Origin of the sequence: Moorena producens PAL-8-15-08-1 (assembly GCF_001767235.1) — a bacterium.
Taxonomy (GTDB): Bacteria; Cyanobacteriota; Cyanobacteriia; order Cyanobacteriales; family Coleofasciculaceae; genus Moorena; species Moorena producens_A.
Genome location: NZ_CP017599.1, coordinates 3,487,970 through 3,511,968 on the forward strand (window position 1 = coordinate 3,487,970; position 23,999 = coordinate 3,511,968).

25 protein-coding genes and 1 pseudogene are annotated in these 23,999 nt (G+C 41.3%); 20 read left to right on the forward strand and 6 right to left on the reverse strand.

Features of this window, described 5'->3' with window-relative positions:
• Positions 1-42 precede the first annotated feature (42 nt).
• Positions 43-306 (forward strand): hypothetical protein, encoded by a 264-nt coding sequence (locus BJP34_RS13145; RefSeq protein WP_070392738.1) that lies wholly within the window; start codon positions 43-45, stop codon positions 304-306.
• A 188-nt stretch (positions 307-494) separates the two neighbouring features.
• On the opposite strand, the gene BJP34_RS43155 is transcribed toward BJP34_RS13145, so the two are convergent.
• Positions 495-635: a hypothetical protein gene (locus BJP34_RS43155; RefSeq protein WP_158517182.1), complete on the reverse strand. Its 141-nt coding sequence runs from the start codon at positions 633-635 to the stop codon at positions 495-497.
• A 78-nt stretch (positions 636-713) separates the two neighbouring features.
• Here BJP34_RS43155 and BJP34_RS43160 point away from each other — a divergent pair, with 78 nt between their 5' ends.
• The 15 genes from BJP34_RS43160 (at position 714) to BJP34_RS13200 (ending at position 13,612) form a co-directional block, all read left to right on the forward strand.
• Positions 714-977 (forward strand): hypothetical protein, encoded by a 264-nt coding sequence (locus tag BJP34_RS43160; protein WP_158517183.1) that lies wholly within the window; start codon positions 714-716, stop codon positions 975-977.
• 2 nt (positions 978-979) lie between these two features.
• A complete protein-coding gene (locus BJP34_RS13150) occupies positions 980-2,140 on the forward strand; it encodes a phosphotransferase (protein WP_070392739.1) in 1,161 nt (386 codons plus the stop codon).
• 121 nt (positions 2,141-2,261) lie between these two features.
• The gene (locus BJP34_RS39645; RefSeq protein ID WP_158517184.1) at positions 2,262-2,402 is read left to right on the forward strand and encodes a hypothetical protein; all 141 of its coding nucleotides are present in this window, start codon (positions 2,262-2,264) and stop codon (positions 2,400-2,402) included.
• Positions 2,377-2,526 (forward strand): hypothetical protein, encoded by a 150-nt coding sequence (locus tag BJP34_RS43165; RefSeq protein ID WP_158517185.1) that lies wholly within the window; start codon positions 2,377-2,379, stop codon positions 2,524-2,526. Before BJP34_RS39645 ends, BJP34_RS43165 begins: the two co-directional genes overlap by 26 nt.
• Positions 2,526-3,638, forward strand: a complete 1,113-nt coding sequence (locus tag BJP34_RS13155) for a T3SS effector HopA1 family protein (protein WP_418904160.1) — start codon at positions 2,526-2,528, stop codon at positions 3,636-3,638. The genes BJP34_RS43165 and BJP34_RS13155 overlap by 1 nt, the downstream gene beginning before the upstream one ends.
• Before the next feature lie 176 nt (positions 3,639-3,814).
• The gene (locus BJP34_RS13160; RefSeq protein ID WP_070392741.1) at positions 3,815-7,057 is read left to right on the forward strand and encodes a type 2 lanthipeptide synthetase LanM family protein; all 3,243 of its coding nucleotides are present in this window, start codon (positions 3,815-3,817) and stop codon (positions 7,055-7,057) included.
• 20 nt (positions 7,058-7,077) lie between these two features.
• Positions 7,078-7,269, forward strand: a complete 192-nt coding sequence (locus BJP34_RS39650; RefSeq protein ID WP_149030956.1) for a hypothetical protein — start codon at positions 7,078-7,080, stop codon at positions 7,267-7,269.
• 735 nt (positions 7,270-8,004) lie between these two features.
• Positions 8,005-8,187: a hypothetical protein gene (locus BJP34_RS13165; protein ID WP_070392742.1), complete on the forward strand. Its 183-nt coding sequence runs from the start codon at positions 8,005-8,007 to the stop codon at positions 8,185-8,187.
• Positions 8,188-8,814: 627 nt separating this feature from the next.
• Positions 8,815-9,036 (forward strand): hypothetical protein, encoded by a 222-nt coding sequence (locus tag BJP34_RS13170; RefSeq protein WP_070392743.1) that lies wholly within the window; start codon positions 8,815-8,817, stop codon positions 9,034-9,036.
• Positions 9,037-9,734: 698 nt separating this feature from the next.
• Complete coding sequence (locus BJP34_RS13175; protein ID WP_070392744.1) at positions 9,735-9,962, forward strand: hypothetical protein; 228 nt, start codon at positions 9,735-9,737, stop codon at positions 9,960-9,962.
• A gap of 109 nt (positions 9,963-10,071) precedes the next feature.
• On the forward strand, positions 10,072-11,157 hold the full coding sequence (locus tag BJP34_RS13180; protein WP_070392745.1) for a hypothetical protein: 1,086 nt from the start codon (positions 10,072-10,074) through the stop codon (positions 11,155-11,157).
• Between the two features lie 72 nt (positions 11,158-11,229).
• The gene (locus BJP34_RS13185; RefSeq protein ID WP_149030957.1) at positions 11,230-11,592 is read left to right on the forward strand and encodes a hypothetical protein; all 363 of its coding nucleotides are present in this window, start codon (positions 11,230-11,232) and stop codon (positions 11,590-11,592) included.
• Positions 11,583-12,578, forward strand: a complete 996-nt coding sequence (locus BJP34_RS13190) for an iron-containing redox enzyme family protein (protein ID WP_070392747.1) — start codon at positions 11,583-11,585, stop codon at positions 12,576-12,578. Before BJP34_RS13185 ends, BJP34_RS13190 begins: the two co-directional genes overlap by 10 nt.
• A 527-nt stretch (positions 12,579-13,105) precedes the next feature.
• Positions 13,106-13,318, forward strand: coding sequence for a hypothetical protein (locus tag BJP34_RS13195; RefSeq protein WP_070392748.1), 213 nt, complete (start codon positions 13,106-13,108; stop codon positions 13,316-13,318).
• Positions 13,319-13,390: 72 nt separating this feature from the next.
• Positions 13,391-13,612: a hypothetical protein gene (locus BJP34_RS13200; RefSeq protein WP_149030958.1), complete on the forward strand. Its 222-nt coding sequence runs from the start codon at positions 13,391-13,393 to the stop codon at positions 13,610-13,612.
• A 123-nt stretch (positions 13,613-13,735) separates the two neighbouring features.
• Here the strand turns inward: BJP34_RS13200 and BJP34_RS48810 are convergent, their stop codons facing one another.
• From BJP34_RS48810 to BJP34_RS43175, 4 genes are all read right to left on the reverse strand, one after another.
• A complete protein-coding gene (locus tag BJP34_RS48810) occupies positions 13,736-13,861 on the reverse strand; it encodes a hypothetical protein (protein ID WP_267876559.1) in 126 nt (41 codons plus the stop codon).
• 121 nt (positions 13,862-13,982) lie between these two features.
• The gene (locus BJP34_RS13205) at positions 13,983-14,330 is read right to left on the reverse strand and encodes a peptidylprolyl isomerase (protein ID WP_418904161.1); all 348 of its coding nucleotides are present in this window, start codon (positions 14,328-14,330) and stop codon (positions 13,983-13,985) included.
• An 85-nt stretch (positions 14,331-14,415) separates the two neighbouring features.
• On the reverse strand, positions 14,416-14,565 hold the full coding sequence (locus BJP34_RS43170; RefSeq protein ID WP_158517186.1) for a hypothetical protein: 150 nt from the start codon (positions 14,563-14,565) through the stop codon (positions 14,416-14,418).
• A 626-nt stretch (positions 14,566-15,191) separates the two neighbouring features.
• Positions 15,192-15,338 (reverse strand): hypothetical protein, encoded by a 147-nt coding sequence (locus BJP34_RS43175; RefSeq protein ID WP_158517187.1) that lies wholly within the window; start codon positions 15,336-15,338, stop codon positions 15,192-15,194.
• 1,469 nt (positions 15,339-16,807) lie between these two features.
• Here BJP34_RS43175 and BJP34_RS13210 point away from each other — a divergent pair.
• The 4 genes from BJP34_RS13210 to BJP34_RS13225 all read left to right on the forward strand — a co-directional run bounded on the left by BJP34_RS13210 (position 16,808) and on the right by BJP34_RS13225 (position 22,986).
• Positions 16,808-16,996 carry a hypothetical protein gene (locus tag BJP34_RS13210; RefSeq protein ID WP_070392751.1) on the forward strand — a complete coding sequence of 63 codons (189 nt, stop codon included), beginning with the start codon at positions 16,808-16,810 and terminating at the stop codon, positions 16,994-16,996.
• A gap of 609 nt (positions 16,997-17,605) precedes the next feature.
• On the forward strand, positions 17,606-17,839 hold the full coding sequence (locus tag BJP34_RS45570) for a hypothetical protein (RefSeq protein WP_070392752.1): 234 nt from the start codon (positions 17,606-17,608) through the stop codon (positions 17,837-17,839).
• 1,143 nt (positions 17,840-18,982) lie between these two features.
• Positions 18,983-22,228: a type 2 lanthipeptide synthetase LanM family protein gene (locus BJP34_RS13220; protein WP_070392753.1), complete on the forward strand. Its 3,246-nt coding sequence runs from the start codon at positions 18,983-18,985 to the stop codon at positions 22,226-22,228.
• Positions 22,229-22,767: 539 nt separating this feature from the next.
• Positions 22,768-22,986: a hypothetical protein gene (locus BJP34_RS13225; protein WP_070392754.1), complete on the forward strand. Its 219-nt coding sequence runs from the start codon at positions 22,768-22,770 to the stop codon at positions 22,984-22,986.
• Positions 22,987-23,163: 177 nt separating this feature from the next.
• On the opposite strand, the pseudogene BJP34_RS48815 reads toward BJP34_RS13225, so the two are convergent.
• Positions 23,164-23,460, reverse strand: a pseudogene (locus BJP34_RS48815) (peptidylprolyl isomerase); the annotation flags it as partial.
• Positions 23,461-23,999 lie beyond the last annotated feature (539 nt).

Sequence of the window (23,999 nt, forward strand, 5' to 3'; positions counted from 1 at the left end):
TGGATACTGAAAGCATAGATTTAAAACAATAAAGTCAAAATTATGCTTAATCTTCGGTTAATAACATCATTGTCCCTAGCAACGGTAGTAATTGGTAGCCAAATCCCGGCTCAGGCATTGACATTCAATGGCATCAATGCTTTAGATTTTGATCGTCTCAACCTTGAGCTAGAAACTAGGAAGACCAAAATGCTCGGTGATGGTCCCCTCGAATCTCAGCAATGGGGCGGTAGCGGTCGCTCTGGTGGTGGCGGTAGCTCTGGCGGTGGTAGTGGCTCTAACGATCAAAATGGAGGAAACTCGTAGATTTATCCTATTGCCAGTCCCACTGCTTCTAATCTAAAACCAGTAAGGAAGTGAAAATTATCCTTAAGTGTCAGTTACCAATGTCATTTTATCCAGCCACCGTAGTCTAGAGAATTTACAAATAGATCATGAAAACCAGCCCTCTATAATTTTCTATGATTTTTTAAAATTTTGATGACATAACTAGTTTAGTTATAGAGCAAATGGAACAGGGAACAGGGAGTAGGGAGTAGGCAGTAGGCAGTAGGGAGTAGGCAGTAGGGACTTCGGAGCATCGATGCAGAGAGGTCTTGGGGGTTTCCAGACCACTTCCTTATCTCACTGTTCACATTTCCTGCCCTACACTTCCCATACTTCCCACACTTCCCACACTTACCCTGAATAATTTAGGGACATAAAAGTTTTAGTTGCGTCTGTTTTTAAGCATAAACACTTGGCAGAATAAATTTCCTCTTATCTATACTAATCAATATAGTATTTTTCCTATTAATGAATTTGTAAACACCTATTTTTACCCGATTACCGATTACCGATTACCGATTACCGATTACCGATTACCGATTATCTATAGCAATCCGTGTAGGAATTGTGATAATTTTGTTCCCTGTTCCCTACTCCCTGTTCCCTGTTCCCTGTTCCCTATTCCCTGTTCCCTGTTCCCAATGCCCTAATTATGACATTCATATTAAATTCTCATAATGTTTTTGACTATCTAGCTGATCGTGGTTTATGCAATCCCTCCGAGCAAGCTCTCAGTAAAATTGAGCCACTGGAAGCCAAGAACTTTAACTTATTGCTGACCTTTCCAGATGGTAATAAGCTGCTCGTCAAGCAGGAGCGACATAACCAGGAAGGGAAAGCCGCTGGTGAATTTTTGAATGAATGGCGAATTCAAGAATTCTTACAGCAATTTCCAGAACTTGCTAACCTCCGCTCTTTGATACCAGAGGTGTTGCATTTTGATGGTGAGAATTCCATTATGGTTTTCCGCTATCTCGATGACTATCGGGATTTAATGGATTTCTACGCCAAAGAAAATATCTTTCCTACAGAGGTTGCTGCCACCATCGGCACCCTCTTAGGAAAAATCCATCATCATACATTTAATCGTAAAGACTATCAAGATTTCTTCTGTACCGAAACCGATAATCAAACCACTGAGCAAGTGCCTAGATTAGTTAACAGTTTAGAACGAATTGGTCCGGAAATCTTTGGTTCGGTACCTGCTGACGGGCTGAAATTCTTTGCCCTTTATCAACGATACGATAGTTTAGGGCAAGCGATCGCACAACTAGGCAATACTTTTGCCCCCTGCTGTCTGACCCACAATGACCTAAAGCTAAATAATATCCTTCTGCACCAAGATTGGGAGCATGAAAGTACCAGCATGGTCAGGCTAATTGATTGGGAGCGCTGTAGTTGGGGAGACCCGGCGTTTGATTTAGGAACACTGATCAGCAGCTATGTCCAAATCTGGCTGAGTAGCCTGGTGATCAGTAAATCTTTAAGTATTGAAGAATCCCTAGGTTTAGCCATGACCCCCTTGGAACAGCTCCAGCCTTCCATTGCTGCCCTAACCAAAGGGTATTTTGAAACCTTTCCAGAAATTTTAGAACACCGACCTGATTTCTTGCGGACAGTAGTGCAATTTACCGGTTTTGGTTTGATTCAACGAATTCGGGCGATGATTGAGTACCAAAAATCCTTTGGTAATGCCGGGATTGCCATGCTTCAGGTGGCCAAGACCTTGTTGTGTCGTCCAGAAAAATCCATGCCCACGATTTTTGGCCCTGCTATTGCTGAATTAATTCAACTCAGTCCTTCCGCTGTTTAACTAAGACCTTACACCAAGTTTAAAATTTACCTGTCAAGGTAGGGAACAGGGAACGGGGAACAGGGAACAGTGATAAGATTTGACTATTTGATTACTGAAATTGATTGTTATCACTGTCTTGATGCAGTCGCTCATGGGGGAAACCACGGCAATAGCGAGTGGGGGAGACCCCCAAGACCGCGCTGCCTCCCCAAGACCGCGCTACATCGCTTCCGTTATTAAGTTTTTTTGTACTTGTGGAAGATCCCAGTTTAAGACATAGCATTCCAATAACATCAAAAACTCTTCAAAGGTCTTTCCTACTGTTCCCTGTTCCCTATTCCCTGTTCCCTGTTCCCTACTCCCTACTCCCTACTCCCTACTCCCTACTCCCTACCAAACCATGATCCAACTACTTGATTCTAGAGCAATTCAACCATCCCCCATCACCAATCAGCAATTACTAGACGTTCTAGACGATATTGTTAACAAAGTAAAAATCCAATCAGACTTCTCTATTCACCATTCAGATTACAAACCGTTGGAAATTCCAGCCGAAGCTGTGGAACGTTTTCAACGAATGCCCGAGGATATGCAGCAAAAATATATCAGTCTGCAACTGCGGAGTTTTCTATATGGTATTTATTACAATGGCTCAATGCGAGATACTCTCGCACCGGAAGCAGATACTGAAGCTGCGCCAGTAGACCTGGAGAACAATACCATCCTGGGAGTAGATGTGGGATTTTATCAGCGACTGCACGACAGCAATAGTGGCAAAGGCTACTTTGACCCTGGTTGGTCTGTTCTCAGAGAAGAAAGTGATGGCACTTTGGCTGTCACTAAGGGAGGATTGAGGCTGCATATTGAACGGGAGCAGCATCTGCCAGCATCCCAGCAATCTGCCACGGTCGGGGATTTAGTAGCAATCCGTATGCCTAAGAATTTGGTGCAAAATGGCTTTTATATGGCCGTTGGCAATCTAGAAGCACATCGTCCGCAAACAGACCAGTCAGTCACTGTGCGAATTTACTTCAACTTGACTCCTGACGGTGCAGTTGCCGTAATGGGTAGCTTAACCCAACAGCTAAACGAAATCGAAATTCCGTTCCACTTTAAAGTTTTGTACAATCCCAAAGACTACGAACGGCACGATTCTGGGGTACTCTACTTTGATAAGTGTCACTATGACGCTGTTGAAGGAGTTTTAAAGACTGTTTATACAGAGCACCAATCCCATTTTCAGCCAGACGTTCCCCTATTTACCATGGAGCTAGCACCAGGATTGGGGTTAGCAGAAGAACCAGACCAAAAATTTGCCGAACAGGAAAGCTTTGGCATGAATCGCTGTCAGATTGTGGCCAATGGGTTGTTAGACGCTTGGCATCAAGGGGATGATTCCACTGAAGCAAGGATGAAGGCTATCCTTGGGCAATTTTCTAGGCTGGGGATTGACTTGGAGCGTGTTTATCTCAATGCCAATTCTGAAGATATTTACACATCCTTAAATTTCTCTTAGTCCAAGTAATAAAAAATTATAGCGCTACGCTTAGCGTCAGAAGTCAGAAGTTAGAAGTCAGAAGTAAGCTATGACTAAGTTTCAGAGTTTATAAATCTTCTAATCTTAATGCGTAGTGCTATAAACCTTTTTTAAAAAAATTTATAACTAAATTACCACTTTGAGAGATTTTTTACATGCCAGTAATAGGGTCAGAAATATCACCAATCGCGACTATAGCGATTAACGCCACGTTTTTATCAGAGCGGGTCAATAACCCTTGTTACCAGAATGTTATTCCCCAAAAAGATCATGATCTGATTGAAGAACGCCTCAACACCTGGTCTCAACTGCTGGGAGGAGAACAACAACTTAAAAAGCGCCTTCAGTGGGATGGATTAGACTTAACTACAGTCCTTAACTTACTAGGAACAGCAGAGTTTAGAGAAGATTACCCCTTACCAAGCTGGGCAGAAACTCTCAAAGAATTAATTGAAACTAGCGCTGCTTCATGGCTAACTCTAGAGGGGGAATATAACTCTCCACTTGACTCCCAAAATCCCTTACCGTTTGAAGACTTTTATTTACCCTTTATCCGAGTAGGGCGCAGTAAATTATCTACTGGATTATCGGCAAATAGTCCTCTAACTTTGTTGAGCCAAGAAGCCTACGCAGCCCTAGAAAGGAGCTTGCTGCAACAACTGGTTAATTTAGGCACAGAAACCTTACTATTTGAATTTAACACATTCCGGGAAGCTCACCCCCCTGCTAACCAAACGACTGCCCAAGACAGTCGAATTAGTTATAATACTTTTTTTAAAAATCTTCTCAAAGATGGGGGGCTGGCATTTTTCAATCGCTACCCAGTCTTAGGTCGTCTGATAGCTACAACCCTTGATTTATGGGTAGAATATACTACTGAATTCATCCAACGTCTGCAACAAGATTTTTCGGCAATTGAACGTATATTTTCTGAGCAGGCAAGTCTAGGAAACGTCCAAACAATTGAGACTTCCCTCTCCAATCCCCACCATGGCGGACGCTCGGTTTTAGCTCTTACCTTCTCTTCCGGAATTAAAGTGCTGTATAAGCCCAAAGACTTGGGCTTAGATGTTGCTTTCAATCAGTTACTAGACTGGTGCAACCACCAGGAAACATCCTTAACCTTCAAATTAACTAAGATTCTCAATCGCCAGGGATATGGATGGGTTGAATTTATTGAGCACCAACCTTGTGACAATCAAGCCGCAGTTCAACGGTTCTATCACAGAGCAGGGATGTTATTATCACTGCTCCATTTATTAGGAGCAAGTAGTTGTGATAATCAAAATGTGATTGCTAGTGGTGAATATCCTAGTCTTATCGATGCTGACCTCTTGATGCATCCTGTACAGCAGAGCTTGAATGAATCGGAAGACTGGTTTAAGTATTCAGTGCTTCATACAGGCTTGTTACCTGGTTGGGAAGGTGATACCTACTCCGCAAATCCTCAAGATTCCAGCGTCCTAGGTAATATTTGGCCCAAGCAAATACATTCCTCTCGGGAGTGGAAATTTATTAATACAGATGGGATGCATTTAGCTCCCAACAAGGTGATTATTCCTGCCGGGACTAATGTGGTCATTCTAGACGGGAAAACTGTCTCACCTAATAACTATGTTGAGCAAATCGTCACTGGCTTTGAGGAAATCTATCACCTCTTAAGTAAAAATCGGGAAATGCTCCTAGGGCAAGAAAGTCCCCTCTGTGCCTTACAATTTTTAAAGTCTCGATTTAGTCTGCGCCCAACCCTCACCTATGGTATGGTCTCCAAACGCAGCCTCAGTCCTCAATATTTGCGTAATGGCGCGGACTATAGCATTCTGATCGATTTTCTCAGCCGTCACTACTTAATGGGTGAAGAAAACTTAGACTTTAAAGAACTATTAGGAGCAGAAACGACGTCTTTACAACAGCTAGATATTCCCTATTTCACGGTATTTTGTAATAGTACTGCCCTAGAGTTGGCATCAGCTAAACCAATCAAGCACTTCTTTAAAACATCCAGTTACCAACAGTTAATTGCTAAAATCCAAAGTCTTGATGAAGAGGATTTAGCCAAGCAAATTAAATTGATTCGGGCGAGTTTTTATGCCAAGTATGCCCATTTGACTAATAACAGTGCTGCTTTACAGGGGAATTTCTCCCAATTCTCCTCATTGAATTCTGACGAATTATTGGAAGAAGCTATAGCAATTGGCAATAGTCTTGTCGCCAATGCAATTGAGACTGGTGACGGCTGCAACTGGATTGATTTAGATTATATGTTCAAGGCGAAGCGCTATCAACTCCAGGTATTGGATGATTCTTTATTTACGGGGCGAGCTGGAGTTAGCCTATTTCTAGCAGCCCTAGGAAAAATTACTGGTGAGCCAGAATTTAAAGAGGTAGCAAAAGCTGCTTTATGCCCTTTACGTCAGTCTCTTAAGAAAGCACAAGCCGACCGAAACTTGTTGCAGTTAAGACTTGATGGAATCAAATTAGGTGGTGTCCTCGGTTTAATGGGGCTAGGTGGGATCATTTACAGTTTGGTTAAAATTAGTCAGTTTCTCCAAGAGCCAGCCCTTCTCGGAGATGCCCAGCAAGCTGCAAAACTAATTACAGCAGATGTAATCGCCGCCGATCAAACCCTGGATATTATTTTTGGAGTAGCGGGGGCAATCATGGGCTTATTAACTCTGTATCAACAGACAGGAGAGAAAGTGCTATTAGACATAGCAGTAGCCTGTGGCAATCATCTCCTATCACAGCGAACTGATACCGCCCCTAGAGCCTGGAAGACAATCAGTAAAACCCCATTAACCGGATTTTCTCACGGTGCAGCAGGTAATTCCTTCTCTTTACTACACCTATATGCTGCGACAGCAGACAAAGTTTATTTGGAAGCGGCACAAGAAGGAATTGAATATGAAACCAGTGTCTTTGACACCTCAGTCCGAAACTGGCCATATTTCCTTTCATTGGAACAAACAAATCAAATTAATTTCTGGCATGCCTGGTGTCACGGCAGCGTGGGGATTGGATTAGCCCGTTTAGGCAGTTCATCGATTCTAAAGACAGAGGAAATTTACTCTGACATTGAGGTAGCTTTGGACACCACCAAGAAGTATGCAATATCTAATATAGATGTAGACCATCTCTGCTGCGGGAGTTTGGGCAGAAATGAACTGTTTGTCGTCGCATTCCAAAAACTTGGCAACCAGGAATGGCTAAACACAGCTAGGGAACAGGCTGCATCGGTAGTTAACAGGGCAAAACAAAATGGAGCCTATGCTTTGTTACCTCATTTGCCTAACTCCGTTTTTAGTCCTAATTTTTTCAAGGGAAGCGCGGGTGTAGGTTATCAATTGTTGCGTTTAGCCTCTCCAGGATCCTTACCTTCTGTTCTGATTTGGGAGTAGAATCAACGTTGTCGCTAGGGTTGAGGTCACTGTTCCCTGTTCCCTGTTCCCGTCTTGATGCAGTCGCTCATGGGGGAAACCACGGCAATAGCGAGTGGTTAGAAGTTACCGTAAGACAGTTGAGCCTTGTCTTGATGCAGTCGCTCATGGGGGAAACCCCCAAGACCGCGCAAATCACGCTAATCAATAAGTTTTACCCCTTTTGTGCATAGCCGACCAACCATAAAGGCGAGCCTGTCTAAGGTTTCGTCTCCGGGGGAGACCCCCAAGACCGCGCTGCCTCCCCAAGACCGCGCTGCATCGCTGTTCCCTGTTCCCTAAAGCCCAATAATTTGTACTTCACCCAATTGCAAACCGTTGTAATCTTCCCTACCTAAGCCAAAATTACAATTTCATCAACTGAACGATATTAATACATAAGTTTGCTTTGGAAATCAGCGCCAGTATCTTCTGGCGCTGATTTTTATTTATTTGCCTAAGCTCGACGCCAGTCAACTACTGTAAATCAAAGGATTCTGGAAAATTTCCAGTGCTGAGTAATAGTTTGGTTGATTGAAGTGACATAATTATTTGATTTATGGCTGAATTCAATAGTAATTTAAATGCTAGTTAATCCTTTTCTATAGCAATACGCGCTCAGGTATTGAAAAATAAAAGTAATGAAGGGACACAGCCCGGTCATGATGTTTACCGATAACCATGCTGTATTAATAGGAATGGCTAAAAAATGTAATCAGTTAAATTATTCCCTATTCCCTATTCCCTATTATCGTGGCACATCCTTATACTTTTAAAAAGCACCTAACTGTAGGTATTATGTCATTTTTAATAGTTTGTAAATAGAGACTTTTTAAAAAAAAATAGCTACTATAAAAATATGACTAAAGCATCAATACCTGGATTTTCAATCAACCACATTAACAGAATTTTATTGGAGTTAAATTAAAATGGCTAATATTAAAATCAAGGATATTTCAGCTCTTAATATGACTGGCACTGAGTTGTTTAAGGATCCAGAAAGCTTTATGACAGAGCTGAGCGATCAAAGTGAGCAAATGGGTATCAAAGGGGGCTCTGGTAGTTGCACAGTCAGTTGTTTGATAACTATAATTAACAACCAAGATATGTAAAAAATATAAGGCTCTCTAGGGTTTTACTACGATAATTTATTATCAAATAATCCCTACAATATTTGTTAAGCCAAGCTTGTAGGGATCGTGAAAATAAATTTTTATAAAAATTTATTTTCATTTTTTTTATTGGCTGCTATTTAAGGGGTAATCGCTGATTTAAACTATTCATGTACTATAATCCGTCTAGAAGAGCGATATCTCTAAGTGTTTGGATTTTTGGATGTTAGTCGTTGAGCGTCACCCTAGGGAATAGTAAACATAAAATAATTCAAGAATTCTAGTATTTTAGTCCAAGACTACTCTTGGACTATTTTTTATAGTTTTTATCAGCTCCACTAGTTTTTTAGACATAACTAGTTTAGTTGATTATATAAAGTTTATAGCAATTTCACTATAAGATCATACGGGCTTTAAAATTACGTATTTTTAGGTAAATCATGAGTAACATAGGTTACTGTTACTGCAGTTTTTGATAAAGTTTTCAGCCAAAATAATTTTAGTATTGTAACAATTAATTGGCGAAAATACAAAACTATTTATTTAATGTCTATATGATAAAAATAAGAGTTAAAAAATATCAATTAATTTCAACTCAACAACACACAATCATTGGGGTAAAATCAAATGGCTAACATCACTATTCTTGACATTAAACCTGCTGGTGTTGAATTGTTTGCTGATTCTGAAAGCTACCTGATCGATTTGTCGGAAAATGAACTCGAAGTTTATGGTGGAATGGTTTGGAGCTATTGGATAAATCAAGGATCAGGGTTTGGGGTGCCAAGGAAGTTGACAAGCTTGTCTGGGAGTAGCTACTGCTATCACCAGACAAATTATAGAGGATAAGTAAGCAAGGGTCAGTTGTCAGCTATCAGCTTATGGGTGTAGTGTGAGCCTTGGCCAAAGGCCACGCTACGCGAATGACTCACGGCTGACCGCACCTCAAGTAGCGTGGCCATAGGCCAAAGATGTTTCTGTTCAGGTGACAGCTGACAACTGACGGCACCTCAAGTAGCACCATCTGTAGCGCATATGCTTACCATAAAATTATTGCAGTCTTTTAGTCCAAGAGTAGTCTTGGACTCTTTTTTAGAGTTTTTATCAGTTCCAATAGTTTTGTGGACATAACTGTTTTAGTTGATTCCCTAATTAGAGATACAGGGTTTTTGATGGGAGCAGGTCAAGGTGGCAGAACCTATGAACTATGTACTATCAGAACCAGCTAACACACATACCAAAGGGAACAGGGAACAGGGAGTAGGGAACAGGGAACAAAATTATCACAATTCCTACACGGATTGCTACATGAGGTAGCCATAGATTTAGTACAAATGATCTGCATAAGTAACATGCTCCCCTTACACAGTCTCCTATGGTAGAACTTATTGAGTTGTTGATAGTGACAAAATTGTTTCAGTTTTAGCATAAATAAACTTGATTGAAAAGAGCCAAGAGCAACTGATATAAGTAGGATAAAAAGCAGAAATCAAACATGGCTAATTGATTTATAATCAACCACAACCGTTTATTGGAGTAAAGTTAAAATGGCAAAGATCAAAGTTAAGGACATCAAACCCACTGGCGCTGACTTGTTCAACGATTCTGAAAGTTTTATGAACGAACTGAGTAATGATGAGCTTGAGCAAGCGATGGGAGGACGTATTTTATATCCAGTACTTTCAGTACAAAAGAGCTGTAATTGCTTAACCACTACTCGATTTACTACTAGAAATACCATTTGCACCCTTCCATATACCGCTGCAATCCTGTAAACTCTTTTGACAAAATACCTTCACTGCTGAATAGTAACTTTAGTAGTGAAGGTTTGAGCAATCAAATGAGTATAACTATTACCTAACGTTCTGATCAGGGAGTCAGTCGATGTCTAAGTATACCCTTCCCCCTCTCCAGGAAGATTCTACAGTCACCTCAGTTTTAGAACCAGAGTTATCCGAGGGGAAATTTCAGGATAAAAAACCACAACAGCCTTCAGTGCTTCGTCCCAAATTAGCCTGTAAGGTTAACTACTATCAAGATCAGCTGATTTTTTCTCAGGATGGTCGAGATTTCGCGTTTCAGGTTAACAGTCAATCAGGAAAAATCTTAAAGAAGTTCATCTCTCTGATGGACGGAACTAAGAGTATGACTGAACTGCAACAAATGTTCTCGGCTAATAACTCTGAGTTGTTCAATACTATTGTGCGTCACCTGGACGAACATAACTTGCTGGATGACGTTGCTCAGGTTAGGGTTAATTCAGGCATCGACACGTTGCTGGAATTGGAAGATTTGACCACTGAATTGCTCAATCAGCAGGTTGATGAAAATCTCTTCCTGAAATCCATCAAGTCAGAGACATCCCAACTGCCAATCAACGTTATATATGGTTTTCTAATAGAGCATTACCACTTTATTACTCAACAGTGCTGTTTTGATTCTCCTGGACTTAGCTTCCAAAGCTCTACAAAAGTTAGACAATTGCTCAACGAACGCTACACTCAAGAATACCGCCAAGACCAGGAACTGGTAATGGCAGCACTTAATGCTATTGGCATTAGCCGTGAGCAACTCGCGGATACCATGCCACTCCCAGAAACCATGGGGATGTGCAATGCGTTGACCTATTGGGCAAACTTTGAGCCACTGTTTTTCTTGAGTACTCTGGGATTTTTGGCAGGTCAGACCCGTAAGAATTTTGAATTTTATAGTAAAGCCTGTGAGCGTGTTGAACTAGATTCTGGCTTTATCAACCCGATTAGACAATTGGCAAACAGCAAGCTAAAACTCGAACCAGAAAACTTAAGCCGTCGCATCTTTCAAGAAATACCTCACATTGATCGCCAAACAAAGCAGCGATTTAGAGGACAAACTTACCTGTTTGTTGAAATCTACAACAATTTCTACACAGCTATCTGGAATCATTACTCGTCTGCCAGTCATTTACTGCGGCGAGTTTCAGCAATTTAAGTCCTTGGGTGGTGCGTTACGGGACGGTCTGTCTATGGGGCGAAGAGGCCGAAAATCAGAGGCTTTCCGTGGGTGGTGCGTTACGGGACGGTCTGTCTATGGGGCGAAGAGGCCGAAAATCAGAGGCTTTCCGTGGGTGGTGCGTTACGGGACGGTCTGTCTATGGGGCGAAGAGGCCGAAAATCAGAGGCTTTCCGTGGGTGGTGCGTTACGGGACGGTCTGTCTATGGGGCGAAGAGGCCGAAAATCAGAGGCTTTCCGTGGGTGGTGCGTTACGGGACGGTCTGTCTATGGGGCGAAGAGGCCGAAAATCAGAGGCTTTCCGTCCCTAACGCACCCTACGCACCCTACGCACTCTACTCCCTGTTCCCTGTTCCCTGTTCCCTGTTCCCTATTTTTTCCCTACTCCCTATTCCCTTTACTATATGTCATTAACAAAGGTTTTATTCCAACAACCACTGTTCAAAAATCGGGTATTTTTTGAATTCAAGGACACAGAAGTTGAAATTCATTATGGCGATCAAGGATGCGCGATCGCGGTTGAGCCGGAATACGAGAAGGAAACTGTCCAACTGCTAAGACTTTTGCAAGCGGGAGGTATGTCCCCAGAGCAATTGGGTCTGGCCTGTCCAGGAATTCAAGAGGATATTCCCGAACTCCTCGCTGAGCTGGATCGCCGGGGTCTACTGATAGAAACCTATCAAGAAGTGGAATTTCGTGGGGTGAGTGGACAGCAGTTCTATCGAGAGTTGTGCCGATTTCTTAACCGCATGAAGGGGCAATTTCCCCTTTCTCCTTTCTCAGAAAAGATGGCTGATGAGACCATTACCAGAAACCAGTTGATTGGTTATGCTTTGGAATCCTATCACGTTACCCATCTGTGTCCTAGACTGTTAGCGCCATCCTTAGCTAATTATGAATCCCCTGGGACACAAAAACTTCTCCAGGAATTTTTTGTGTCTGAGTTGCACCATGACCGTTTGATTGAGAATTCCTTGAAGAGTGTGGGCATCGAAGCTGAGCAACTGCAACGGATGCAGCCCCTACCCATGACTTTCGCAGTCTGTTCGACCCTGGCCGTTTTTGCCAAGCAACATCCTCTAAGCTTTAAGGCTGCACTGTTGTTGTTTGAGGAAGATGACAAGCTATTCCACCAGTTGTTTAAGCAGCAGTGCCAAGCCTTGGAGTTACCACCGGAATTTTATAAACCCATCCTGCTCCATGCCGGTATCAATGAAGAAGGGGCACATGATCAAATCACTTCGATTCTGCTGGCAGAAGTGGCTTATGTGTCACCACAAGAACAAGTAGTGGTTAAGAAGAATCTGGCAATTCTGCTGGAGTCAATGGTTCGACGGACTCACGAAATTCTGGATTACTATGGTAACTCTAATAATATCATTCCTCGTTGTTTTACCTGAAGGGGCGAGATGAAAGCTATCCCTAAGCATTCAGCTATCAGCTAAAGGCTAATGCGCTACGCGAACGGCTAAAGGTCTGTGGTCACGCTACGAGAACAGTTTATGCCCATAAACGCTATTTGAAAAATAAGCTGACGGCTGACGGCTGACGGCTGTTGGCGTAGCCTGCGCGTAGCGCATATGCTTACGTCTTTTAGTCCAAGAGTAGTCTTGGGCTATTTTTTATGGTTTTTATCAGTGCCAATAGTTATTTAGACATAACTAGTTTAGTTTATTTCCTAAATTAGAGATAAGTTAACTATAAGAATAGTTTTAAAGGTAAGTTATCGTAAATTTATGAGCTATTGATAGGTTAATTAGCAGGTAAGTTAGATTATTTTTTTGAAAAAATAGAAGTTTTTTTGTCAACAAAATAATCTAATAAATATAGACATTATAGAATAAATCAAATAGGATTAAAATAGGAATAAAACATTACTCAATTATTCCTAGTCAAGGACACACTGCAAACATAAGGAGATTTACCTATGGCCAAGATCACAATTTCTGAACTTCATCCGGCTGGATTTGAACTATTTTGTGATACTGAAAACTTTATGATTGACCTCAGCGAAGATGAACTGAATGGTGTTAATGGTGGAATTCTTGGTGTAGTTGCTTTCTCTAGCATTCAATGTGGTGCTGCTATTGGCGGCGCAGTAGGCTTTATTGGTTCTGTTATTTACAGTTATCTTAAGTAGAAATTACCATCGCTAACATCCTTTCTTAGCAAAGGAAATGTCAAATAAACTAAATTCATGGAGACTAAAATCATGGCTTCAATTGCTATTTATGACTTGAAAGTTGCTGGTTTATCCCTGTTTGAAGACCAAGAGAGCTATCTAGCTGATATCAATGACTTTGAACTTGGTACTTTAAATGGCGGTATTGGTCCAACAATCATAACTGCTTCCTCCCCTGAATGTGTAACTTTTGCTGCTGGCTTCATTGTTGGTGTTGGTGGTGGTATTTACGCAGCCCTGAAACTGTTCTAAAGTTGCCTCTGGCATCAGCATCAGGATTGACTAGCTTTGGAATCATCTGACCCGGATTTCTCACCACATTTCTCAAAGCCTTATAAAATCTAGATTTATGCGTTTGACACTGTACCCAAATTTTTACCCATCAAAAATAGCCCAAATATAGTCTGGGTAAAGATTACAGTAAATGTGAACGCTAAGCTTGTGAGAAATGCGGGTTGGGTTTCCAGCACTGGCTTGGTCTTGATGAGATGGTTTATTCATAGAACTTGTTTGATTAGCTGTCACAAAAGTTTTTAAATAAAATAGCTAATCCAGGGTAAGCGGCGCTTACCCTGGTGCAAGATCTAAGCTATCCGGGCAGGAGTTACCCGTCAAATTGGCATCAAATCATCACAGATTCTCTAGAAACATCAAGGTTTGTCATGACTTGAACGGATTCAACTTGCTGTTTGAGCCACTCAGAAAATAAACCTGCAAGAATTTGAGCGTACAGTCTCTCGTTCAATTGAGGCTGAATAATTTCCTCAACCAAAATCAGATGCACTCCCTGAGAACTCACAATCGGCTTAAGCAACTGTGGCGGCTCAGCAGCAAAGACAGCAGCAGAAATTTCGGGATTAAACTCCTGACGCTTAATTATTCCCCGATATCCTCCAGAGCGCCCTAACTCAGTATCCTTGATGTATTCGTGCTCCATCTCATGGAAGTTTCCCCTTCGTCGAACTGGTATAAAATAATTTGAGTCTTTTAGTCCAAGAGTAGTCTTGGACTATTTTTTATGGTTTTTATCACTGCCACTAGTTTTGTGGAAATAACTAGTTTAGTTGATTCCATAAATTAGACATACAGCGTTTTTCATAGCTATCAGGTACACAGTATTTTTTCCCTGTTCCCTGTTCCCAATTCCCGATTCCCGATTCCCGATTCCCGATTCCCGATTCCCGATTCCCGATTCCCGATTCCATTTTTATATAAGTTAAAAAAAAATAGCCGTAGAAATACTATCCACGGCTATTCCAATTTTTTATGTCACAAAATTAGCAAACCTAACCTGCTCTGATCTGATTGGCCAAAGGCCACGCTACAAAACCAGACCAAAACCAAGGCCGGGGGGGAAACCCCCCCATAAATTTAAGGTGTTATGGCAACAACCAATACTTGGTTATTGTAGTGATAACTTCCCCTGGAATTTCAGTCGGTTCCAGAGGGGTCCATTCCGCAATCTCCGCATAGCCTAGGGAGTAAAGCATCTGCATACTATAGATGACTGATTCACGAGAACCTTTGAGAGCGATGCAGCGCGGTCTTGGGAAGGCAGCGCGGTCTTGGGGGTCCCCCCCGGAGACGAAACCTTAGACAGTTGAGCCTTTATGGTTGGTCGGCTATGCAGAAAAAGGGTAAAACTTATTGATTAAGGCTCAACTGTCTTACGGTAACTTCTAACCATGAGCGACTGCCGTGGTTTCCCCCATGAGCGACTGCATCAAGACAGTGTGATGAGCAGGTTGTTTCTTGAAGTTTTGACTGAATTTTGTTGACATAAATAAGAATTGAATTTCGGTTTACAATGATTATTGTAATGATTATAATTTTAATTGTCAAGGGTTTTTAAAAAGTTTTTTTTGGGGAGTTTTAGGGGTAATAAAAAACTAGAGCAAGTCTTATACCCATGAGGTACAAATTTCTGGTTTTTAGGGAGCAGGGAGCAGGGAGCAGGGAGCAGGTAGCAGGAACCCACTCCTAGGGCGTGTTTTCAAAGTTTTCCGCAAGATTATGATCCCCCCCAGCCCCCCTTAATAAGGGGGGAGCCATACTCAAAGTCCCCCTTTTTTAAGCGGGATAATGGGGGATCTCCGAGTTTGAAGACACGCCCTAACCCCTCCCAGGAGGGGAAGGGAAGAGGGAAGAGGTAAAAAATAATCTGTACCTCATGAGTCCTAGAAACGCTATAAGCGATCGCTTGCAGCTAATTGAAACCTGAAAATTGTAATTATGTCTGGATTTGAAGAGGGGTCATAGTTAGTAGGGTGCGTTAGGGAGGGGATCGCCCTGATTTTATTGTAAGTTTGAGGACAATCCCTCCCGTAACGCACCAGCCAGTAGGGTGCGTTAGGGACGGGATCCCCCTTATTTTATTGTAAGTTTGAGGACAATCCGTCCCGTAACGCACCAGCCAGTAGGGTGCGTTAGGGAGGGGATCCCCCTGATTTTATTGTAAGTTTGAGGACAATCCGTCCCGTAACGCACCAGCCAGTAGGGTGCGTTAGGGAGGGGATCGCCCTTATTTTATTGTAAGTTTGAGGACAATCCGTCCCGTAACGCACCAGCCAGTAGGGTGCGTTAGGGAGGGGATCGCCCTTATTTTATTGTAAGTTTGAGGACAATCCGTCCCGTAACGCACCAGCCAGTAGGGTGCGTTAGGGAGGGGATCGCCCTTATTTTATTGTAAGTTTGAGGACAATCCGTCCCGTAACGCACCAGCCAGTAGGGTGCGTTAGGGAGGGGATCGCCCTTATTTTATTGTAAGTTTGAGGACAATCCGTCCCGTAACGCACCAGCCAAAGGGCAAAAATGAAATGCAATGAGCGTGTATCTTTCAGAGAATACCTTTTATAAAATTAGCGATTCTCTGAAAGATACGCTACGGTAACGCTTTTTTTTAACTAGTAGTTTTAACCATAGGGCTGGGCGCACTCGCCCCTAAAATAGTATTCATTTATCCGTCAGCTTTTTATCGTTTTTATCAGCTCCACTAGTTTTGTTGACATAACTGTTTTAGTTTATTTCCTAAATTAGAGATATAGCAATTCTCTCTCCCATCAGGTACAATATGATCCCCCTAAATCCCCCTTAAAAAGGGGGACTTTGAACTTGATAAGCCTACCTCATAAATGCAATAAACGCTATAAATCTTTTTCCTAGTGATCAGTTACACAAGATTTTTTCCCTGCTCCCTGCTCCCTGCTCCCTACTCCCTACTCCCTACTCCCTACTCCCTACTCCCTACTCCCTAAAACCTACGACTTTTCACCTAAGCTAATTTGCTATAACTACCTATAACTTTATGACAAAAAAGGTTTACTTATGACATCAATAAATTTAAAAAAAACTAAACACACTCAAGTAATCCACGTATAATTAAACAGAAATATAACGTTTATCTCAGTTATGAGGTACAGTATTTTTTGAGGTTGATTCCCTGTCTTGATGCAGCGCATCCCTATTCCTTCTTTTCTCTTCCCTGTTCCCTACTCCCTACTCCCTACTCCCTGCTCCAATGCCTTGGAAGCGATCGCAAACTACTCTCGAATTCTGGATGCTGGGTTTGAGGTAATCCCCGTCGAACCTCGTGAACTGGATACGGTCGGAGCCGAGGCAGTTCCTTTGTTAATTTAGTTAGAATAGGGAAAATGTTGACTGTATCAACTAAGGACGAAAATGCCTTAGCTAATTACTGGTAGAAACTAATCTTAGTCTCTTAGTCCAAGAGTAATCTTGGGCTTTTTTTTATGGTTTTTCTCAGCTCCACTAGTTTTGTGGACATAACTGTTTTAGTTGATTCGGTAAATTAGAGAGAGGTTAACTATCAGAATAATGGTTAAGGTTATTTAGGCTCTTCCGTACTTGTTATGCTAAATCAACACTTTGGCAAAGGGAGCAGGGACTTCGGAGCAGGGAGCAGGGGAAAGAGGCCGTATTCAGAAAATTTTGCTAGTTAAATAGCCTAATAACCCTTGTACCGTAAGCTTTATCAGTTTTTTTAACTGTCGGTTTAGCATAAAAGGTACTGAAGAACCGTTATTTATAGGTTAATTATGAGCTATGACTAGGTTTAACAGCAGGTAAATACATGTAACTTGGTGACAAAAATGTTATTAATTTAGCATCAATACTTTTTAATAAATCTAGAGAAAATAAGTTATTTTCAATAGGATACAAACAGGAATAAAAATTTAAATAGATTCCTAGTCAAGAACACAAAATCATTATTGGATAAAAACTCAAATGGCTAATATCAAAATTAATGACATTAAACCTGCTGGCGCTGAACTATTTTTTGATTCTGAGAGCTATCTAGATCAAATCCAAGAAGACGAGCTAAGAAGTGTTGTGGGGGGAGTTACGCCTTCTACCGCTGCTATTACCGGGGCGACTAGTGCTGCTTCAGCATTAACGGGGCCAATTGGGGCAGTGGTGCTTCTTGGAGCTGTTATTATTCGCCACACAGTTCAGAACTAGTGATCTGTCAAGATTAAAATTGTGGGTAGCCGGGTACATCTCAGTTTTGCAATTAGGCAAAAATTCGGGATAAAATTCTCAGTAGTTCGTAGGGTGCGTTAGGGACGGGCTCCCCCTTATTTTCCTGGTAGCCAGTGTTAGGACAATCCGTCCCGTAACGCACCAGCCAAACGGCAAAAATGAGATGCACCGAGCGTTTCTCTTTCAGATAATTGCTTTTATAAGATTAGCGATTATCCCTAGGATACGCTACGCGAACACTTTTTTTTAACTAGTAATTTTAACGATAGGGCTGGGAGCAGTTTGACCCGGTGGTGCGTTACGGGACGGACTGTCCTAATAGTGGCTACTCATAAAATCAGGGGGAGCCCGTCCCTAACGCACCCTACGGAACTACATATAACGTTATCACAAAAAAAGTTGACTGATGACATCAATAAATTAGCAAAAAACTCAACAAACTCAACTAATCCAAGTATGATTCAAACAGAGATCAAAAATTATCACAATTAATTTTTGTTCCCTACTCCCTACTCCCTGCTCCAATGCCTTGGAAGCGATCGCAAACTACTCTGGAATTCTGGATGCTGGGTTTGAGTTAATCCCCGTCGAACCTGGCGAACTGGATACGGTCGGAGCCGAGGCAGTTACTTTGTTAATTTAGTTACAATAGGGGAAAAGTTGACTGTATCAACCTAGGACGAAAATGCCTTAGCTAATTACTGGTAGAAACTAATCTTAGTCTCTTAGTCCAAGAGTAGTCTTGGGCTTTTTTTTATGGTTTTTCTCAGCTCCAATAGTTTTGTGGACATAACTGTTTTAGTTGATTCGGTAAATTAGAGAGAGGTTAACTATAAGAGTACTGGTATAGGTTACTTGTGAGCTATCACTAGGTTGATCAGCATAGAAATACATATAACTTTATGACAAAAAAGTTTTTCTTTGGACATCAATAAATCATCAAACAACTAAACAAACTCAATTAATCAAAGTATGATTACAACAGAGTCAACAACAGACATTCATTAGGGTCGGTTCAAGAAGACGCTAACAAGATTTCAGGATCTTTATTCAAGTAATCAAAAATTAAACCTTTTTTAAAAAAACTTTATAACTAACTTACCACGTCGAGAGATTAGTAGCATGCCAGTAATAGGGTCACAAATATCACCAATCGCGACTATAGCGATTAATGCTACGTTTTTATCAGAGCGGATCAATAACCCTTGTTACCAAAATGTTATTCCCCAAAAAGATAATGATCTGATTGAAGAACGCCTCAACACCTGGTCTAAACTCCTGGGAGGAGAACAACAACTTAAACAGCGCCTTCAGTGGGATGGATTAGACTTAACTACAGTCCGTAACTTACTAGAAACAGCAGAGTTTAGAGAAGATTACACCTTACCAAGCTGGGCAGAAACTCTCAAAGAATTAATTGAAACTACCAGCGCTTCATGGCTAACTCTAGAGGGGGAAGAAAACTCTCCACTTGACTCCCAAAATCCCTTACCATTTGAAGACTTTTATTTACCCTTTATCCGAGTAGGGCGCAGTAAATTATCTACTGGATTATCGGCAAATAGTCCTCTAACTTTGTTGAGCCAAGAAGCCTACGCAGCCCTAGAAAGGAGCTTGCTGCAACAACTGGTTAATTTAGGAACAGAAACCTTACTATTTGAATTTAACACATTCCGGAAAGCTCACCCCCCTGCTAACCAAAGTACTCCCCAAGAAAGCCGGATTAGTTATAAGACCTTTTTAAAAAATCTTCTCAAAGATGGGGGGCTGGCATTTTTTAATCGCTACCCAGTCTTAGGTCGCCTGATAGCAACAACCCTTGATTTATGGGTAGAATCTACTACTGAATTTATCCAACGTCTACAACAGGATTTATCAGCAATTGAACGTACCTTTTATTCTGATCAAGCCAGCTTAGGAAAGGTTCAAGCAATTGAGACTTCCCTCTCCAATCCCCACCATGGTAGACGCTCGGTTTTAGCTCTTACCTTCTCTTCCGGAATTAAAGTAGTATATAAGCCCAAAGACGTGGGTTTAGATGTTGCTTTCAATCAGTTACTAGACTGGTGCAACCACCAGGAAATATCCTTAGCCTTCAAATTAACTAAGATTCTCAATCGCCAGAGATATGGATGGGTTGAATTTATTGAGCACCAACCTTGTGAAAATCAAGCTGCAGTTCAACGCTTCTATCACAGAGCAGGGATGTTGTTATCACTGCTCCATCTATTAGGAGCAAGTAGTTGTGATCATCAAAATGTGGTTGCTAGTGGTGAATATCCTATTCTGATCGATGGTGACCTGTTGATGCATCCTGTACAGCACAGCGTGACGGAATCGGAAGACTGGTTTAACTATTCAGTCCTGAATACAGGATTTTTACCTGGTTGGGAAGGAGATATCTACTCCGCAAATGCTCAAGATTCCAGCGTCCTAGGTAATATTTGGCCCAAGCAAATAAATTCCTCTCGGGAGTGGAAATTTATTAACACCGATGGGATGCACTTAGCTCCCAACAAGGTGATTATTCCTGCTGGGACTAATGTGGTAATTCTAGACGGTAAAACTGTCTCAGCTAAGAACTATGTTGAGGAAATCGTCACTGGTTTTGAAGAAATCTATCACCTGTTAACTAAAAATCGGGAAATGCTCCTAGGCGCAGAAAGTCCCCTCTCTGGCTTACAATGTTTAAAGTCTCGATTTATGCTGCGCCCAACTCTAACCTATGGTATGGTCTCGAAACGCAGCCTTAGTCCTCAATATTTGCGTAATGGCGCGGACTATAGCATTCTGATCGATTTTCTCAGCCGTCACTACTTAATGGGTGAAGAAAACTTAGGCTTTAAAGAACTATTAGCAGCAGAAACCAGGTCTTTACAACAGCTAGATATTCCCTATTTCACGGTATCGTGTCATAGTAATGCCCTAGAGTTAGGATCAGCTCAACCAATCAAACACTTCTTTAAAACATCCAGTTACCAACGGTTAATTGCTAAAATCCCAAGTCTTGATGAAGAGGATTTAGCCCGGCAAATTAAATTGATTCGGGCGAGTTTTTATGCAAAGTATGCCCATTTGAACAAGAACAGTGGTGCTTTACAGGGAAGTTTATCCCAATTATCTTCATTGAATCCTGAAGAATTACTAGAAGAAGCTATAGCAATTGGCAAGAGTCTTGTCGCCAATAGGATTCAGACTGGTGACGGCTGCAACTGGATTGATTTAGATTATATGTCCAAGGCGCACCGCTATCAACTCCAGGTATTGGATGATTCCTTATTTACGGGGCGAGCTGGAGTTAGCCTATTCCTAGCAGCTCTAGGAAAAATTACTGGTGAGCCAGAATTTAAAGAGGTAGCTTTAGCTGCTTTATCCCCTTTACGTCAGTCTCTTAAGAAAGCACAAGCCGACCGAAACTTGTTGCAGTTAAGACTTGATGGAATCAAATTAGGTGGTGTCCTCGGTTTAATGGGGCTAGGTGGGATTATTTACAGTTTGGTTAAAATTAGTCAGTTTCTCCAAGAGCCAGCCCTTCTCCAAGATGCCCAGCAAGCTGCAAAACTAATTACAGCAGATGTAATCGCCGCCGATCAAACCCTGGATATTATTTTTGGAGTAGCGGGGGCAATCATGGGCTTATTAACTCTGTATCAACAGACAGGAGAGAAAGTGCTATTAGACATAGCAGTAGCCTGTGGCAATCATCTCCTATCACAGCGAACTGATACCGCCCCTAGAGCCTGGAAGACAATCAGTAAAACCCCATTAACCGGATTTTCTCACGGTGCAGCAGGTAATTCCTTCTCTTTACTACACCTATATGCTGCGACAGCAGACAAAGTTTATTTGGAAGCGGCACAAGAAGGAATTGAATATGAAACCAGTGTCTTTGACACATCAGTCCGAAACTGGCCATATTTCCTTTCATTGGAACAAACAAATCAAATTAATTTCTGGCATGCCTGGTGTCACGGCAGCGTGGGGATTGGATTAGCCCGTTTAGGCAGTTCAACGATTCTACAGACAGAGGAAATTTACTCTGACATTGAGGTAGCTTTGGACACCACCAAGAAGTATGCAATATCTAATATAGATGTAGACCATCTCTGCTGCGGGAGTTTGGGCAGAAATGAACTATTTGTTGTTGCATCCCAAAAACTTGGCAACCAGGAATGGCTAAACACAGCTAGGGCACAGGCTGCATCGGTAATAGCAAGGGCAAAACAACATGGAGCATATGCTTTTTTACCTCATTTGCCTAACTCCGTTTTCAGTCCTAGTTTTTTCAAGGGAAGTGCGGGTGTAGGTTATCAATTGTTGCGTTTAGCCTCTCCAGAATCCTTACCTTCTGTGCTGATTTGGGAGTAAAATGAACTTTGTCGGTGGGGTTGATGTCACCAAGACCCAACTTCTCCAGACTGTGTTGGCTTTCGCGATTACTCTACCCTACCTAAGCCAAAATTATAATTTCATCAACTGAACGAGATTGATACATAAGTTTACTTTGGAAATCAGCGTCAGCATCTTCTGGCGCTGATTGTTCTTTATTTGCCTAAGCTCGACTTTGTCTAGTCAACTACTGTCAATCAAATGATTAGGCAAAATTTCCAGTATTAAGTAGGTAAATGTTACTAGACTGGTTGGTTTAAGTGACATAATTGTTTTAGTTATGGCGGAATTAAATAGTGATTTCAATGCTATTTAATCCTGAATTATTATTTTGATCAATATCGACTGCATCCAAGAAAAAACAAACGAGAAAAAAGTGTATTTTTTATGTCATATTTATATATTAGTTTTTTCAAAAAAACGCCAAAAATGGGATAGTATTCAACGTATCAATTAAGCATCAATAGCTTAATTGATAATCAACACCAATCACACAAATTTATTGGAGTTAAACTCAAATGGCTAATATTAACATCAACGATCTTTCAGCTCTTAATCTAACTGGCGCTGAATTATTTGATGATTCAGAAAGCTTTATGACAGAACTGAGCGATGAAAGCGAGCAAATGGAAGAAATTTATGGTGGTGCTTCTTGGTGGCCTTGGCCTATTTGCATACCTACTAGTTGTCGTGAGGTTTCATGCTTAAGGAAAACCTTTATTAACGCCGTAAAGTAGTGATCAGTGAGCTGTAAATTAGAGATAATAATGGTTTAAGCTAACCCTAAGCAAAAAAAATCGGGAGGTCTCTCTAGCCTCCCCCAAAGCAAATATCTTGCCTCAGGTGTGATTGCACTTGCAGAATGTGGGTTTAATACCTGAAGGGTAAGGAGATTAGAACTCAAGCAGATTATTTTAATCCAGATTATTAACAACTTCAACTTCTCCAATCTCTCCCTTCAACCACCCACTAAACAAATCAGACATAATCTCAGACCGCAACTTATCATCCAATTCCGATTTAAGAATCTCCTCAACCAAAATCAGATACACTCCCTGAGAACTCACAATCGGCTTAAGTAACTGTGGGGTCTCAGCAGCAAAAACAGCAGCAGAAATTTCTGGCTTAAACTCCTGACGCTTAACAATTCCCCGATATCCTCCAGAGCGGCGTAACTCAGTATCATTGATGTATTCGTGAGCAATCTTATAGAAACTAGTTTCGGGTGCATCTCAATGCATGCAATTAGACAAAAATTCTAAGAAAATTCCTACACTACCTACACTAACCACCCTCCATAAAATCCCCACGCTTCCCACACTTCCGGCACTTCCCTTGTTTTTTACAAAGATGAGATCCACCCCAGTTTTGGAAATCAGCGTCAGAATCTTCTGGCGCTGATTGTTCTTTATTTGTATAAGCTCGACTTTGTCCAGTCAACTACTGTAAATCGAATTATTAGGCAAAATTTCCATGATTAAGTAGGTAAATGTTACTATATTGGTTGATTTAAGTGACATAATTGTTTTAGTTATGGCGAAATTAAATAGTGATTTGAATGCTATTTAATCCTGAATTATTATTTTCGTCAATATCGACTGCATTTAAAAAAAAATAAAAGAGAAAAAAGTGTATTTTTTATGTCATATTTTTATACTCTTTTTTTGATAAAAAAAAGACCAAAAATGGGATAGTATTCAACGTATCAATTAAGCATCAATAGCTTAATTGATAATCAACACCAATCACA